Source organism: Streptomyces sp. NBC_00873 (assembly GCF_045207415.1).
Lineage (GTDB): Bacteria > Actinomycetota > Actinomycetes > Streptomycetales > Streptomycetaceae > Streptomyces.
Map to the genome: position 1 here is coordinate 2,810,505 of NZ_CP108803.1, position 15,636 is coordinate 2,826,140.

The window sequence follows — 15,636 nt, forward strand, 5'->3', positions numbered from 1 at the left end:
AACCTGTGTACGTGGGTGTATCTCTTATGCAGGTCTAAGACTGCCATGCCCACGACCCGCGCCCTGCATCGGCATCGGCATCGCCGTGGGCACCGCCTCCACGGTCCGCCGCGCACCGGGGCCGACGACCGCCGCCCACTCCTGTGGGGCATCGGCCGGCCACCCGGTGACCGACTCCGCAAATCCGGGCACGTCCCGGGCCAGTTCGACCAGCCGGCGGTCGAAACGGGCGGCGCCCTCAGGGGTGCGGACCAGCAGTATCCCGGTGCGGTGGACGAGCGCCCGGGTACGGACCGGCGCACGCCGGTCGGATCCGGCGGCCGCCGCGCAGAGCAGCGCGTCGAGGACGACCGGGTCCCGGTGAGCGCCCTGCTCGAACTCCAGCAGGACTTCCAGCAGCACCCGCAGCACTACGGAGGCGGGCGTACCCGGCGCGGCGAGCACCCGGGCGAGCGCGCCGCGCACGGGCGCGGGAACGGGCCGGTCCCGCAGCAGGCCGGACACCAGGGGCAGCAGCAGGGCGCGGGCGGCGGGCCCGTGCTCCAGCCTGCGGTCGAGGTACGCGGCCGCGTGCGCGCCGCCGTCCGGATGGCTGTCGGCGTCCGCCTGTACCAGCCCGGCCGCGTGCAGGGCCAGCGCCGGGGCGTCGATCCCGGCGAGGGAGCGCAGCGCCTCACCCGCACCGTCCCCGGGCCGGGTGAGCCGGTCCCGGAACGCGCCGATCACCGGCTCGCGATGCGTCGGCAGGGCGACGGCGAGGTCCAGCTCCGGGAGCGCGGTGATCGCCTCGGCCCCGACGGAGCGGCTCCGGTCACCTGTTCCGTACAGGACGAGCCGGGCAAGTCCGTCGACCGCTTCATGACTGGTCACGACCGTGCCGCGGTCGTCCGCGACGAACCCGGTCCCTCGCAGCCGGCCGGCCGGATCGCAAATTCGTACCAGCGTCGACCGGTCCCCGCTTCCCATGGTCCGACGTTAGGTCGGCGATGATCGGCGCGAGAAGCACTCGGAGCAAAAGCGCCCCCGAGTGCACCCCTGAGTCACTCCGAGCGCCTGCCCATTCAGGTGATTCAGCGGGTTCCGGTGGACAGACACCGGAGCGGAATCGTGGAGCGGGCACGGGGGCTGCCCGCTCCACGATGGGGACCCGGATCAGGGACCGGCGGAACCCGTGCCGTCAGGCGAAGACGGCGAGGCTCTTGGCCTTGCCCTTCTGCTCCTCGACGAGCACCAGGAAGGTCCCGTCGGGCCCGAAGACCGCGACCGGCCCCGGCGGGTAGGAGGGCATGTCCAGCCGCACGCCGTTCAGCAGCAGCTTGGCCCGCTTCTCGTCCACGTCCCAGCGCGGGAACGCCGCGGCGGCGGCCTCCGCGACCGGCATCACGGTCAGCTTCTCCTGATGCTGATCGAGCGTCCGCGCCGCATCGAGACCATACGGACCGACGCGGGTGCGCCGCAGCGCGGTCAGATGTCCGCCGACGCCGAGCCCGCCGCCGAGATCGCGGGCGAGGGCACGGATGTACGTACCGGAGGAGCAGACGACGGAGACGACCAGGTCGACGACCGGGGTCCCGTCCTCCGCGACCGCCTCACGGACGTCGTAGACGTTGAAGGACGAGATGGTCACCGGCCGGGCCGGGATCTCGAACTCCTCGCCGCCGCGCACCCGTGCGTACGACCGCTTGCCGTCGATCTTGATGGCGCTGACCTTGGACGGCACCTGCATGATCGCGCCGGTCAGTGCCGCGACACCCGCGTCGATGCCCTCACGCGTGACGCCCGACGCGTCGGTGGACGACGTGATCTCGCCCTCCGCGTCGTCCGTGACGGTGTCCTGGCCGAGGCGGATCGTGCCGAGGTACTCCTTCTCGGTCAGCGCGAGGTGACCGAGCAGCTTGGTGGCCTTCTCGACGCCGAGCACGAGAACGCCCGTCGCCATCGGGTCCAGCGTGCCGGCGTGGCCGACGCGGCGGGTGCGGGCGATGCCGCGCATCTTGGCGACGACGTCGTGCGAAGTGAAGCCGGACGGCTTGTCGACGATGACAAGCCCGCCCTCCCGTCGCCCGCCGCCGCCCTTGCCCGAGGTCGCTTCGCTCCCGCTCCTCTGACCGGGCGTCTTGTTCTGCTGTGTCATTCGGAGGCTGAGCCCTCGTTCTCGTCGGACTCGTCGGTGGCATCCTCCGGCTTGCGGTACGGGTCGGCGTCGCCCGCGTACTTCGCACCGGTCGACACCTCGCGCACCTGAGCGTCCTTGGCCCGCGCCTTGTCGAGGAGATCATCGATGGTGCGTGCGTTGTCCGGCAGGGCGTCGGGGACGAAGGCCAGGGTCGGCGTGAACCGGACCCCGGTCTGCCGGCCGACCTCGGACCGGAGCACACCCTTGGCGCTCTCCAGCGCCGCGGCGGAGGCCGCCCGCTCCTCGTCGTCGCCGTAGACCGTGTAGAAGACCGTGGCCTCCCGCAGGTCGCCGGTGACCCGGGCGTCCGTGATCGTCACGAATCCGAGCCGCGGATCCTTGATACGCCGGTCCAGGGTCTCCGCGACCACGACCTGGATGCGATCGGCCAGCTTTCGGGCCCGCGCGTTGTCGCTCACCGGTCCGTCACTCTTCCTTCTGGGGTTGCTTACGCTCCGACGCTTCCGGCGTCCTGCGCTTTCGCGTCGGACGATTTCACGTCGAGCAGTTCTGACGTTGTTCAGTCTTCGTCGCTGTGCAGCCGCCGCCGAACCGACAGCAGCTCCACCTCGGGCCGGGCGGCCACCAGCCGCTCGCACCGGTCCAGTACGTCCATGAGGTGTCCGGTGTCCCCGGAGACCACGGCAAGACCGATCTCGGCCCTGCGATGGAGATCCTGTCCGCCCGTCTCCGCCGCACTCACCGCGTACTTGCGCTGGAGCTCGGCGACGATCGGACGGACGATGGAGCGTTTCTCCTTCAACGACCGTACGTCGCCGAGGAGCAGATCGAAGGACAGTGTCCCCACATACATGGATGTCCGGATGTCCCGCCGGTTCGGGTTCGCGCCCTGCCAGCGCTTGGCAGGGACACAAGAACCGTACACGGAACGGCCGGGGCCGATCGACGGAAATACGACCCGTCGACCGGCCCCGACTGTTGAGGTACGGGTCAGCCTCGCGGCTTCTCGCGCATCTCGTACGTCGCGATGACGTCGTCGATCTTGATGTCGTTGAAGTTTCCGAGGTTGATACCGCCCTCGAAGCCTTCGCGGATCTCGGTGACGTCGTCCTTGAAGCGGCGCAGACCGGAGATGTTGAGGTTCTCCGCGATGACCTTGCCATCGCGCAGCAGGCGCGCCTTGGTGTTGCGCTTGACCTCGCCGGACCGGACCAGCACACCGGCGATGTTGCCCAGCTTGGACGAGCGGAAGATCTCGCGGATCTCCGCCGTACCGAGCTCGACCTCTTCGTACTCCGGCTTGAGCATGCCCTTGAGGGCCGCTTCGATCTCTTCGATCGCCTGGTAGATGACCGAGTAGTACCGGACGTCCACACCTTCGCGCTCGGCCATCTGCTGCGCACGCCCTGCGGCGCGCACGTTGAAGCCGATCACGATGGCGTCGGAGCCGGTCGCCAGGTCGATGTCCGACTCGGTGACCGCACCCACACCGCGGTGCAGGACCCGGATGTCGACCTCGTCACCGACGTCGAGCTGGAGCAGCGAGGACTCGAGAGCCTCCACCGAACCGGACGCGTCGCCCTTGATGATGAGGTTGAGTTCCTGGACCAGACCGGCCTTGAGCGCCTCGTCGAGGTTCTCCAGGGAGAACCGGACACCCTTGCGGGCGAAGTTGGCGTTGCGCTCACGGGCGGCACGCTTCTCGGCGATCTGACGGGCCGTACGGTCCTCGTCGACGACCAGGAAGTTGTCGCCGGCGCCCGGGACATTGGTGAGACCGAGTACGAGGACGGGGGTCGACGGACCCGCCTCCTCGACGTTCTCGCCCTTGTCGTCGAGCATCGCGCGGACTCGGCCGTACGCGTCGCCGACCACCATCGTGTCGCCGACCCGCAGCGTGCCTCGCTGGACCAGGACGGTCGCAACGGCACCGCGGCCGCGGTCGAGGTGGGACTCGATCGCAATACCCTGCGCGTCCTGCTCCGGGTTGGCCCGCAGGTCGAGCGAGGCGTCGGCGGTGAGGACGACGGCCTCCAGAAGAGCCTCGATGTTGAGGCCCTGCTTGGCGGAGATGTCGACGAACATCGTGTCGCCGCCGTACTCCTCGGCCACCAGCCCGAACTCGGTGAGCTGACCGCGCACCTTGGTCGGGTCGGCACCCTCGACGTCGATCTTGTTGACCGCGACCACGATCGGCACGTCGGCCGCCTTGGCGTGGTTCAGCGCCTCGATCGTCTGGGGCATCACACCGTCGTTCGCCGCCACCACGAGGATCGCGATGTCGGTGGACTTCGCACCACGGGCACGCATGGCGGTGAACGCCTCGTGACCCGGGGTGTCGATGAAGGTGATCCTGCGGTCCTCACCGTTGACCTCGGAGGAGACCTGGTACGCACCGATGTGCTGCGTGATGCCGCCGGCCTCGCCCGCAACGACGTTCGTCTTGCGGATCGCGTCCAGCAGTCGGGTCTTACCGTGGTCGACGTGACCCATGACGGTCACGACCGGCGGACGCGAGACCAGAGCCTCTTCGCCGCCCTCGTCCTCGCCGAACTCGATGTCGAAGGACTCGAGCAGCTCGCGGTCCTCCTCCTCGGGGCTGACGATCTCGAGGACGTAGTTCATCTCCTCGGCCAGCAGCTTCAGCGTCTCGTCCGAGACCGACTGCGTGGCGGTGACCATCTCGCCGAGGTTCATCATCACGGCGACGAGCGACGCCGGGTTGGCGTTGATCTTCTCCGCGAAGTCGGTGAGGGAGGCACCGCGCGACAGACGGACAGCCTGCCCGTTGCCGCGGGGCAGCATGACGCCGCCCACCGACGGGGCCTGCATGGCCTCGTACTCCTGGCGCCTCTGCCGCTTCGACTTGCGACCACGACGCGCGGGACCGCCGGGACGGCCGAACGCACCCTGTGTGCCACCACGGCCACCGGGGCCGCCGGGACGTCCACCGAAGCCGGGACGACCGCCGAAGCCGCCGCCACCACCACCGGGACGGCCTGCGCCGCCACCGCCACCGCCGCCACCGGGACGACCGGCGAAACCGCCGCCACCGCCACCGGGACCGGCCGGACGACCGGCGAAGCCGCCGCCGGGACGACCTGCACCGCCACCGCCACCGGGACGGCCTGCGCCGCCACCGGGACCACGGCCACCGCCGGGGCCACCACCGGGACGCGGACCGGCAGCGGGACGCTGCGGCATCATGCCCGGGTTCGGACGGTTACCACCGGGCGCACCGCCCGGACGCGGAGCCTGCGGACGGGGCATGCCGCCGGGAGTCGGACGGGCACCGCCCTGGCCCTGCGGACGCGGGGCGCCACCGGGGCCGCCCTGCGGACGCGGGGCGCCGGGACGCTCCTGGCCGCCACCGGGACGCGGTGCGCCACCGGGACGGGGTGCCTGCGGACGGGCCATGCCCGTCGAGCCACCGGAGGTGAAGGGGTTGTTGCCCGGACGGGGACCGGCCGGACGGGCGCCGCCGGGGCGCGGGGCGCCCTGGCCTGCGGGACGGGCCGGACGGTCGCCGCCACGGCCACCGTCACGCTCGCCACCACGGCCGCCGTCACGCTGACCGCCGGCCGGGGCCGGACGGGCGGGGCGAGGACCGGGGGTGGCACCCGAGGGACGCGGGGCCTGCTGCGGCGCGGCCGGCTGGGCCGGGGCCGGAGCGGAGAACTCTGCCGCGGGCACCGGGGTGACCGGAGCGGGCTTCGGCGCGGGCTTCGGACCCGGACGCGGGCCCGCCGACGGCGCGGAAGGCGCGGCAGCGGAAGGGGTGCTGCTGGGGGCCTCGGCTGCGGCCGGCCTGGGGGCCGGGGCGCCGGGCTTCGGGGCAGCGGGACGTGCCGCAGCGGCCGGGGAGGGCGCTGCGGGCTTTACGGGCGCGGCCTTGCGGGGCGCGCCAGGCTTCGCAGCGGACTTGCCGGCGTTGCCGCCGGGCCCCTGCAGTGCGTCAGTCAACTTGCGTACAACCGGCGCCTCGATCGTCGAGGACGCCGAACGGACGAACTCACCGAGTTCTTGGAGCTTGGCCATGACGACCTTGCTCTCGACGCCGAACTCCTTGGCGAGTTCGTATACCCGGACCTTAGCCACTTCGCTCCTTTTAGGTCCGGGTTACCGCCGGACCGTCGCTACTTCATGGGCGTACTCATCGCGTACTCATCGAGTGCTCATCGCAATCTCGACCTACTTCCAACTCGCGAGGTACCTGACCGCACGGGGTCCCGTGCCGTTCTCGTTTCTTACGGTGTCACCCGCTCGACATACCGCTGCAGTGCCGCGGAATCGAACGGCCCCTTGGCCTTGAAGGCCCGGGGGAATGCCCGACGGCGAACCGCCAGGTCGAGACAGACAGTGACGGGGTGCACATATGCACCCCGGCCGGGCAGCGTACCGCGAGGATCGGGGACGCACGCGTCCTTATCCACCACGATGCGCAGCAGCTCGCTCTTGGCCGCTCGCTCCCGGCATCCCACGCAGGTTCGCTCAGGGCAAGCGCGGGCGTGCGTCCGGCCAGACACGGTTAAGTCTACCTCCCCGCACCGACCTCACCCCTTTGGGGCAAAAATCGAACGGACGTTGTCGTGATCTCAGCGGCATTCCGCGTGGATTTATTCCCCGGGACCGGCGTCGGTCCCGTACTCCGGGCCCGGGCCCGGCCGGTCTCCGGACCGATTCGGTCCATCGTCCGGACGGGCGCCGGTCCACCCCTCGGACCGGTACCGGTCCGGTACCGGTTCAGCCGCGCTCGGACCGGTCCCGGGCCCGCTCGGCCCGCTCGCGGTCGGCGATGTCCCGCTCGGCGTCGGTCTCGGTGTCCGGACGGATGTCGATGCGCCAGCCGGTGAGGCGGGCGGCGAGGCGGGCGTTCTGGCCCTCCTTGCCGATGGCGAGCGAGAGCTGGTAGTCGGGGACCGTGACCCGGGCGGACCGCGCTCCGAGGTCCACGACCTCGACCTTGCTCACCCGGGCGGGCGACAGCGCGTTGGCCACCATCTCGGCCGGGTCGTCCGACCAGTCCACGATGTCGATCTTCTCGCCGTGCAGCTCGGCCATGACATTACGAACACGGCCGCCCATCGGCCCGATGCAGGCGCCCTTGGCGTTCAGACCCGAGCGGGTCGAACGGACCGCGATCTTGGTGCGGTGGCCGGCCTCGCGGGCGATCGCGCAGATCTCGACGGAACCGTCGGCGATCTCCGGGACCTCCAGCGCGAAGAGCTTCTTCACCAGGTTGGGGTGCGTCCGGGAGAGGGTCACGGACGGGCCGCGGACGCCCTTGGCGACGCGCACGACATACGTACGCAGCCGCAGCCCGTGGGTGTACTCCTCGCCCGGCACCTGCTCCTGCACCGGCAGGATCGCTTCGAGCTTGCCGATGTCGACCAGGACGTTCTTCGGGTCCTTGCCCTGCTGGACGACACCGGTGACGACATCGCCCTCGTGGCCCGCGTATTCGCCGAACGTCTTGTCGTCCTCGGCGTCGCGCAGCCGCTGCAGGATGACCTGCTTGGCGGTGCTCGCGGCGATCCGGCCGAAGCCGGACGGGGTGTCGTCGAACTCCTTCGGCTCCTGGCCCTCTTCGAGGTCGGCCGGGTCCTCCTTCGCCCACACCGTCACATGGCCGCGCCCGTCGAGCTCCACGCGCGCACGGCGGTAGCTCCCGTCGGTGCGGTGGTAGGCGATGAGGAGGGCCGACTCGATCGCCTCGACGAGCACGTCGAAGGGGATCTCCTTGTCCTGTGCCAAGCCCCTCAAGAGCTTCACATCGATGTCCACGGCTACGCCTCCTCTTCCTTCTTGTCCTTGCGGTTGAATTCGATCTCCACGCGCGCCTTGGCGATCCCGTCGAAGGAGACCCTGCGGGACGTGGGCTTGCGGCCCTTGACGCCCGGTACTTCGAGGTCGAGCCCCTCGTCGTCGACAGCGATGATGCGGGCGACCAGCTCGCCGCCCTCATGCAGCTGCAGCTTGGCCAGGCGACCGGTGGCGCGTACGTAGTGGCGGTGCTCCGTCAGCGGACGGTCGGCACCGGGAGAGCTCACTTCGAGGACGTACTCGTCCTCACCCATCGCGTCGGTCTCGTCGAGCTTCTCGGAGATCGCGCGGCTCAGCTCCGCGCAGGCGTCGAGCTCCACGCCCTCGTCGGAATCCACGACGATGCGCAGCACACGTCGGCGGCCGGCCCGGGACACCTCGATCTCTTCAAGATCCAGCTGCTTGGCGCTGACGAGCGGTTCGAGCAGCCCGCGCAGCCTCTCGCTCTGGGTGGTGCTCATCCGGGTGACTCCTCGGCCGCGTGTGCTGTTGTGTGGTTCGTCGCGTGTCAGGTCAAAGGGTATCCGGTCCCGAGGGGTGTTGCCGTCCGCCGACCGCTCAGCCGCAGGTACGCTCACCTCCGGTGATCACTTCAGGACAGATCCAGTCAGGACAGATCAACGCCCGAAGGAGAACAGGTGCGGCGCACGGGGACGACGCGCAGGGGTGCGCTCACCGTAACGGGGGCGATCGCCCTGGGGGCGGCGCTGTCCGGCTGCGGGGACGGCGACAGCGGCGAGGGCCGAAAGGGTTCTGCGCCGGCCGGTGCGCGGGAGGCGGCGGCGGAGGCAGAGAGCACGCTGCGGATGACGGCCGCGCGGACGAGCGGCACCCTGCTCGCCCGGTACGAGCAGGTCGTCACGGCCCATCCGGCGACCGCGGCCGGGCTCGCACCGCTGCGGGACGCCGTACGGGCCCATACGGAGGCGCTGTCGCCCGGGGCGGACAGGACGGCGCGGCCGGGTGCCGGCGAAACCGCGGGCACGACTGCGATGCGCGGCGCGGACCGGGCACCGGCCGTTTCGGGTCCACCCGCCCCCTCAGGTTCGCCGACCGTTTCGGGTTCACCCCCCGCCGACGCCAAGACCGCCGTCAAGGAACTGGCGGCGTCGGAACGCCGCACCGCTGACGCCCACACGGCGACGCTCCTGACAGCGCCACCCGAGCTGGCCCGGCTGCTCGCGTCGATCGCGGCCGCCGGCGCAGCCCACGCCTACCTGTTGACCGAACTGGCCAAGGAGACCTCGTCATGAGTGCGCAGACGCTGCAGGCGGCGCAGGCATCGCTCGCCGCCGAGCATGCGGCGGTGTACGGGTACGGGGTGGTCGGCGGCCGGGTCGCCGGCGGTCGCCGGGCGGAGGCGACGGCCGCCTACCGCCAGCACCGGGCCCGGCGCGACGCACTGGTGCGGACCGTACGCGACCTGGGCGGTGAGCCGGTGGCGGCGGAGTCCGCGTACGCTCTGCCGTTCGCGGTGCCGGATTCGGCAGCAGCGGTGAAGCTCGCCGCCGTGCTGGAGGACCGGATCGCGGGCGTCTACTCCGATCTCGTACGGGCTGCCGGGGGGCCGCTCAGGCGAGAGGCCGCAGACGCACTGAGAGAGGCCGCGGTGCGTGCGGTCCGCTGGCGGGGCAGCGGCGTAACCTTTCCCGGACTCACCGAGCGGTCCGCCGACGGCACCGCCTGAGCGGGCGGGCCTGCAGGGCTGATGCGACGGGCATCACCGACGCGAAGACCGGGACCGGTGCGACGGACGTGACCGACGCGAAGACCGGGACCGGTGCGACGGACGTGACCGACGCGAAGACCGGGACCGGTCCGACGCACTCATGAAGGCTCTGAAAGGGAACACAGCACGTATGGGTTTCGAACCGCCGCAGCGTCTGGTGCGAGCGCTCGGCGAGGTGCACGGGGAGGCGGCCGCCGCCGACTGGCTCGCGCGGCTCCCCGAGCTGATCAACGAGTCGCTGTCCGCCAACGGGCCGGAACTGACTGTCGAGCGTGTGGCTGCCCCCGGTGGGCGCAGCAGCCTGGTTCTGCTGGTGCGCCGCGCCGACGGCACCCCGGCCGTGCTCAAGATCGCTCCCGCCGGGGCGGCGCCCGAGCTGGAGCAGGCGGCGCTGGCGCACTGGAACGGCTGGGGGGCGGTCCGGCTTCTCGGCTCCGGCGGCGACGCACTGCTGCTGGAACGGCTGCATCCCGAGGTGTCGCTGCGATCGCTGCCGGAGGCGAAGGCACTCCTGGAGGCGGCGGGTACGGTACGACGGCTGTGGGTCGAGCCGCCCAGCGGGCACTCCTTCGAGACGGTCGCCGAGCGGACCGGCCGGTGCACGGACCCGATGCGGGCCGCCGCCGCGGCCGACCCGGCGCTCGAACCGCTGGTCTCCGCGGCCCTGGCCGCGCGGGAGGAGCTCGTCGCCCACTCCCCCGAAGTCCTGCTGCTGCACGGCAACTTCCGCCAGAGCAAGGTGCTGGCGGGGGAACGGGCGCCCTGGCTGACGGTCGGCCCTGAGCCGCTGGTCGGCGAGCGTGCCTACGACCTGGCGCGGCTGGTGCGGGACCGGGTGGACGACCTCATCGCCTCCCCGGGCGGCCCCGTGACGGCCCGTCGCCGGATCAACAGGCTCGCGGATTCACTGGACGTGGACCGGGACCGGCTCCACGGCTGGACGTTGTTCCGTGCGGTGGAGTCGGGCACCCGCGCGCTGACCGTCGGCCGTCGTCAGGAAGGCGAACTGTCGCTGGAGTTCGCGGGCTGGCTGTAGGGCCCCGGCCCCGCAGAACGGCCGAGGGCCCCCGTGCTGTCGGACAGCACGGGGGCCCTCGGCGATTCCGGGTGTCAGCCCTGGGCCACGAGACGGGCGATCGCCTCGTCGACCGTGAGCTCCTCGCGCTCGCCCGTACGGCGGTCCTTGAGCTCCAGGACGCCCTCGGCCGAGCGGCGGCCCGCGACCAGGATCTTCGGGACACCGATCAGCTCGGCGTCGGTGAACTTCACACCGGGCGAGACGCCCGCACGGTCGTCGACCAGGACCCGGACGCCCGCGGCGCCGAGCTTCTCGGCGACATCGAGGGCCAGCTCGGTCTGGAGCGCCTTGCCCGCGGCGACCAGGTGGACGTCGGCCGGGGCGATCTCGCGGGGCCAGCAGAGACCCTGCGCGTCGGCGGTCTGCTCGGCGAGAGCGGCAACAGCGCGGGAGACGCCGATGCCGTACGAGCCCATGGTGACCCGGACCGGCTTGCCGTTCTGGCCGAGCACATCGAGCTGGAAGGCGTCCGCGAACTTGCGGCCCAGCTGGAAGATGTGGCCGATCTCGATGGCACGGTCCAGCTTGAGGCCGGTGCCGCACTTGGGGCACGGGTCGCCCGCCTCGACCACGACGACATCGAGGTAGTCGTCGACCTCGAAGTCGCGGCCGCAGACGACGTTCTTCGCGTGGGTGCCGGGCTTGTTGGCGCCGGTGATCCAGGCGGTGCCGGGGGCGATGCGCGGGTCGGCGACGTAGCGGACCTTCTCCAGACCCTGCGGGCCGACATAGCCACGTACCAGGTCGGGACGGCCCTCGAAGTCCTCCGCGGTGACCAGCTCGACCACGGCGGGGGCGAGGTGCTCGCCGAGCTTGCCGAGGTCGACCTCGCGGTCGCCGGGCACGCCCACGGCGACGATTTCGCCGTCGACCTTGACCAGGAGGTTCTTCAGCGTCGCGGAGGCCGGGACATCGAGGTGCGCCGCGAGCGTCTCGATGGTCGGGGTGTCGGGGGTGTCCAGCTCCTCGACGGGACCGTGCGCCGAGCCGTCCACGGGGGTGGCCTTGAAGGTCACGGCCTCCGTGTTGGCCGCGTAGTCGCAGGCGGGGCAGTCGACGAAAGTGTCCTCACCGGCCGGGGCGGGTGCCAGGAACTCCTCGGACGCCGAGCCGCCCATCGCACCGGAGACCGCGGAGACGATGCGGTGGTCGAGACCGAGCCGCTCGAAGATGCGGATGTAGGCGGCGCGGTGCAGCTGGTAGGCCTCGATGAGACCCTCGTCGGTGGTGTCGAAGGAGTACGAGTCCTTCATCTGGAACTCGCGGCCGCGCAGCACACCGGCGCGGGGGCGGGCCTCGTCGCGGTACTTGGTCTGGATCTGGTACAGGATCACGGGTAGGTCCTTGTAGGACGTGATCTGATCCTTGACGACCTGGGTGAAGATCTCTTCGTGGGTGGGGCCGAGGAGGTACTCGGCGCCCTTGCGGTCCTTGAGCCGGAAGAGCAGGTCGCCGTACTCGTCGTAGCGGCCGCTCGCGTCGTACGACTCCTTGGGCAGCAGTGCGGGCAGCAGGACTTCCTGGCCGCCGATGGCGTCCATCTCCTCGCGCACGACGCGGGTGATGTTCTCCAGGACCTTCTTGCCCAGGGGCAGCCAGGTCCAGATGCCGGCCGCGGTGCGACGTACGTACCCGGCCCGGACGAGCAGCTTGTGGTTGAGCGTCTCGGCGTCCGCCGGGTCGTCGCGCAGTGTCTTGATCATCAATCGGGACATGCGCTGGACCTGGGCCATGATGAACTCCTGCTCGGAAGGGTGATGTGCAGGAGGTTAGCCGGGTGGCGGGGGCGGGCGGAAATCGATTGGTTCAGCCCCGGTCCCGGCGGCGCAGCGGAAGAGGCGCTCCCATCACCGCGTACGGCTTGGGAGCGCTGGGAAACACCACCTGCCGGGCCAGGTCCCGGTAGCCGAGGGTGCGATACAGACCACGTGCCGGGCTCTCGGTGTCGATGGCGGAGAGGATGGAGCGCGGCTGATCGACGGCGTCCGTGATGGTGGTGATCAGGTTGCGGCCGATGCCCCGGTTCTGGAACTCCGGATGGACATGCAGTTCGGTGATCACGAAGGAGTCGTCGAGCCAGTCCTCGGAGCCGGTGGCCCGCAGATAGGGCTCGACGACGGTGGACCACCAGTGGCCGCGTTCGTTGGGCATGCCGTAGACGAACCCGACAAGCCGGCCGGTCGCGGTCGTGGCGCCGAGGGCGCGGGCGCAGGGGTGCTCGAGGTGCCTGAGGACGATATGGCGACGTACCTGGACCTCGTCGTGACCGAGACCGAAGGCGACGGCCTGCACGGCAAGCGCCTCGTCCACCCGCGCGGCGAGATCGATCGGCCCGACCAGAACACTGGGAGTGCGGGCGCCGCCCCCTGAATCAGCTGCCATGCGCCGAACCCTACTGTCCGCGCCGGGCTGTGGGATACGTGTCAGGAGTGCTCGCCGTTACGGGGAGGAGCGCTGCCGGCGGCTGCGTCGAGCGGGCACTCCGGCGGGGCCGTTCCGCCCCCGGCCACTTCGTCCCGGTCAGAAGAGCACGCTCATGAACGCGCCGACCTCACGGAAGCCGACCCGGGTGTATGCCCGGCGGGCCGCGGTGTTGTAGTCGTTCACGTAGAGGCTGACGACCGGTGCGACATCGGCCAGTGCGTAGCGCAGGACCGCTGCCATCCCGGTCTCGGAGAGGCCGCGGCCACGGTGTTCGGGGGCGACCCAGACGCCCTGGATCTGGCAGGCCTGCGGGGTGGCAGCGCCGATCTCCGCCTTGAAGACGACCTTGCCGTCCTCGATACGGGCGAAGGAGCGGCCGGTGCCGATGAGTTCGGCGACGCGTGCCTGGTAGAGGAGTCCGCCGTCACCGGCCAGCGGCGAAATGCCCACCTCCTCGGTGAACATGGCCACGCAGGCCGGCATCAGGACCTCTATCTCGTCCTTGCGGATGCGGCGTACCAGCGGGTCGGGCGTCACGCCGGCGGCGGGGCTCTCGGTGACCATGAGCGGCTGGTTGGCCCTGACCTCGCGGGCGGGACCCCAGCCCGGTTCGAGCAGCTGCCAGAGCTGGGCGGTGGGCTCGGCGGGACCCACGATCGAGGAACAGCGGCGGCCGGCCCGACGGGCCCGGTCTGCGAACGCCCTGATGGCCTCCGGGGTGGCACAGATGGGTACGAGATTGGCACCGGAGTAGCAGAGCGAACGCAGTCTGCCGTCCGCGTACCAGCCCCACATCTCGCCGCCGAGGCGCCAGGGATCGAGCCCTGCGATCTGGACCCGGGACGTCACGAAGGCATTGGCGACGGGGTCGCTCTCCAGGATGGCGAGCGCGGCGCCGAGGTCGCTGGGTTCGAGGACCCGGGTGGTGGTCTGCGTCAACACAAGGGGGCCTCACCATGCGGTCTGCTGATTTCCGCACTGTACCGAAAGAGGCTGGCAGGCGCCGCCCCATGCCCGTCAGCAGCATCCACGGCCACCGTGAGGTCTCTCACGACCGTGCCCCGCCCGACGGCTTGTTCGTCGGACGGGGCACGGTCACAGAAGCAAGAATTCGGCCTCAGCCACTTCGGCCTCAGCTGATGGAGACCTCGGGCTCGCCGGAGGCGATGCCGTCCTTCTCCATCTGCTCGGCGATCTTCAGGGCTTCTTCGATGAGCGTCTCGACGATCTTCGACTCGGGAACCGTCTTGATGACCTCGCCCTTGACGAAGATCTGCCCCTTGCCGTTCCCGGACGCCACACCCAGATCCGCCTCACGGGCCTCACCCGGACCATTGACGACACAGCCCATCACGGCGACCCGCAACGGCACCTCCATGCCCTCAAGACCCGCCGACACCTGATCCGCCAGCTTGTACACATCCACCTGCGCCCGACCGCACGACGGACACGACACGATCTCCAGCCGCCGCTGCTTCAGATTCAACGACTCCAGAATCTGCAGCCCGACCTTGACCTCCTCGGCCGGCGGCGCCGACAACGACACCCGGATCGTGTCCCCGATCCCCTCGCTCAGCAACGCACCGAACGCCACCGCCGACTTGATCGTCCCCTGGAACGCCGGACCCGCCTCCGTCACCCCCAAGTGCAACGGGTAATCACACTGAGCCGCCAGCTGACGGTACGCATTGACCATCACCACCGGATCGTTGTGCTTCACCGAGATCTTGATGTCCCGGAAACCGTGCTCCTCGAAGAGCGACGCCTCCCACAAAGCCGACTCCACCAACGCCTCCGGAGTCGCCTTCCCGTACTTCTTCAGCAGCCGCGCATCCAGCGAACCCGCGTTCACACCGATCCGGATCGGCGTCCCCGCATCATTCGCGGCCCGCGCGATCTCCTTCACCTTGTCGTCGAACTGCTTGATGTTCCCCGGATTCACCCGCACCGCCGCACAGCCCGCATCAATCGCCGCGAACACATACTTCGGCTGGAAATGAATATCCGCGATCACCGGAATCTGCGACTTCCTGGCAATCGTCGCGAGCGCATCCGCATCATCCTGCGTCGGACACGCCACCCGCACGATCTGACAGCCCGACGCCGTCAACTCCGCGATCTGCTGCAACGTCGCACCGATGTCCGACGTACGGGTCGTGGTCATCGACTGCACCGACACCGGCGCATCCCCACCGACCGCCACCGACCCGACCTGGATCTTGCGGCTGACCCTCCGGTCGGCGAGCTTGGTCGGAACGGACGGCATTCCGAGAGAAATCGCAGTCATGCGCTGAGCATCCCCAAGGTGTGGATCAAGGTCCCGAGATCGGCGGGCTCCGATCTTCGAGGTTACGGCACCGGGGAACCCGGAGCACACCGCATCCCGAAGTCCGCACAGACAGAGGCGCCCGGACATCAGATGCCCGGTCACCGTCTGTGGTGCGC

At 70.4% G+C, this 15,636-nt stretch carries 14 protein-coding genes and 1 pseudogene; 3 read left to right on the forward strand and 12 right to left on the reverse strand.

All coding sequences use genetic code 11. The features are described 5' to 3' along the window. Positions 1-24: 24 nt before the first annotated feature. The 8 genes and pseudogenes from OH809_RS12545 to rimP form a co-directional block, all read right to left on the reverse strand. Positions 25-774 (reverse strand): annotated as a pseudogene (locus tag OH809_RS12545) (serine protease); the annotation flags it as partial. A gap of 403 nt (positions 775-1,177) precedes the next feature. Next, positions 1,178-2,134: a tRNA pseudouridine(55) synthase TruB gene (gene truB, locus OH809_RS12550; protein WP_406422310.1), complete on the reverse strand. Its 957-nt coding sequence runs from the start codon at positions 2,132-2,134 to the stop codon at positions 1,178-1,180. Next, positions 2,131-2,595 carry a 30S ribosome-binding factor RbfA gene (gene rbfA / locus OH809_RS12555; protein ID WP_406422309.1) on the reverse strand — a complete coding sequence of 155 codons (465 nt, stop codon included), beginning with the start codon at positions 2,593-2,595 and terminating at the stop codon, positions 2,131-2,133. Before rbfA ends, truB begins: the two co-directional genes overlap by 4 nt. 101 nt (positions 2,596-2,696) lie before the next feature. After that, complete coding sequence (locus OH809_RS12560) at positions 2,697-2,990, reverse strand: DUF503 domain-containing protein (RefSeq protein ID WP_406422308.1); 294 nt, start codon at positions 2,988-2,990, stop codon at positions 2,697-2,699. A gap of 137 nt (positions 2,991-3,127) precedes the next feature. Next, positions 3,128-6,235 (reverse strand): translation initiation factor IF-2, encoded by a 3,108-nt coding sequence (gene infB, locus OH809_RS12565; protein ID WP_406422307.1) that lies wholly within the window; start codon positions 6,233-6,235, stop codon positions 3,128-3,130. Positions 6,236-6,384: 149 nt separating this feature from the next. Then, positions 6,385-6,663, reverse strand: coding sequence for a YlxR family protein (locus tag OH809_RS12570; RefSeq protein WP_406422306.1), 279 nt, complete (start codon positions 6,661-6,663; stop codon positions 6,385-6,387). 217 nt (positions 6,664-6,880) lie between these two features. Continuing rightward, positions 6,881-7,921 carry a transcription termination factor NusA gene (gene nusA / locus OH809_RS12575; RefSeq protein ID WP_406422305.1) on the reverse strand — a complete coding sequence of 347 codons (1,041 nt, stop codon included), beginning with the start codon at positions 7,919-7,921 and terminating at the stop codon, positions 6,881-6,883. 2 nt (positions 7,922-7,923) lie between these two features. Beyond that, the gene (rimP, locus tag OH809_RS12580) at positions 7,924-8,421 is read right to left on the reverse strand and encodes a ribosome maturation factor RimP (protein WP_266980914.1); all 498 of its coding nucleotides are present in this window, start codon (positions 8,419-8,421) and stop codon (positions 7,924-7,926) included. Between the two features lie 177 nt (positions 8,422-8,598). On the opposite strand from rimP, the gene OH809_RS12585 reads away from it, so the two are divergent. The 3 genes from OH809_RS12585 (at position 8,599) to OH809_RS12595 (ending at position 10,725) form a co-directional block, all read left to right on the forward strand. Continuing rightward, positions 8,599-9,213: a hypothetical protein gene (locus OH809_RS12585; protein ID WP_406422304.1), complete on the forward strand. Its 615-nt coding sequence runs from the start codon at positions 8,599-8,601 to the stop codon at positions 9,211-9,213. Continuing rightward, positions 9,210-9,647 (forward strand): ferritin-like domain-containing protein, encoded by a 438-nt coding sequence (locus OH809_RS12590; protein ID WP_406422303.1) that lies wholly within the window; start codon positions 9,210-9,212, stop codon positions 9,645-9,647. The genes OH809_RS12585 and OH809_RS12590 overlap by 4 nt, the downstream gene beginning before the upstream one ends. 172 nt (positions 9,648-9,819) lie before the next feature. Beyond that, positions 9,820-10,725 (forward strand): aminoglycoside phosphotransferase family protein, encoded by a 906-nt coding sequence (locus OH809_RS12595; protein ID WP_406422302.1) that lies wholly within the window; start codon positions 9,820-9,822, stop codon positions 10,723-10,725. A gap of 74 nt (positions 10,726-10,799) precedes the next feature. Here OH809_RS12595 and OH809_RS12600 read toward each other — a convergent pair whose 3' ends face one another. From OH809_RS12600 to ispG, 4 genes are all read right to left on the reverse strand, one after another. Then, positions 10,800-12,500 carry a proline--tRNA ligase gene (locus OH809_RS12600; RefSeq protein WP_406422301.1) on the reverse strand — a complete coding sequence of 567 codons (1,701 nt, stop codon included), beginning with the start codon at positions 12,498-12,500 and terminating at the stop codon, positions 10,800-10,802. Between the two features lie 73 nt (positions 12,501-12,573). Continuing rightward, positions 12,574-13,149, reverse strand: coding sequence for a GNAT family N-acetyltransferase (locus OH809_RS12605; RefSeq protein ID WP_406422300.1), 576 nt, complete (start codon positions 13,147-13,149; stop codon positions 12,574-12,576). Positions 13,150-13,287: 138 nt separating this feature from the next. Next, positions 13,288-14,133 (reverse strand): GNAT family N-acetyltransferase, encoded by an 846-nt coding sequence (locus OH809_RS12610; RefSeq protein WP_406422299.1) that lies wholly within the window; start codon positions 14,131-14,133, stop codon positions 13,288-13,290. Positions 14,134-14,323: 190 nt separating this feature from the next. Continuing rightward, a complete protein-coding gene (gene ispG / locus OH809_RS12615) occupies positions 14,324-15,478 on the reverse strand; it encodes a flavodoxin-dependent (E)-4-hydroxy-3-methylbut-2-enyl-diphosphate synthase (protein WP_406422298.1) in 1,155 nt (384 codons plus the stop codon). Positions 15,479-15,636 lie beyond the last annotated feature (158 nt).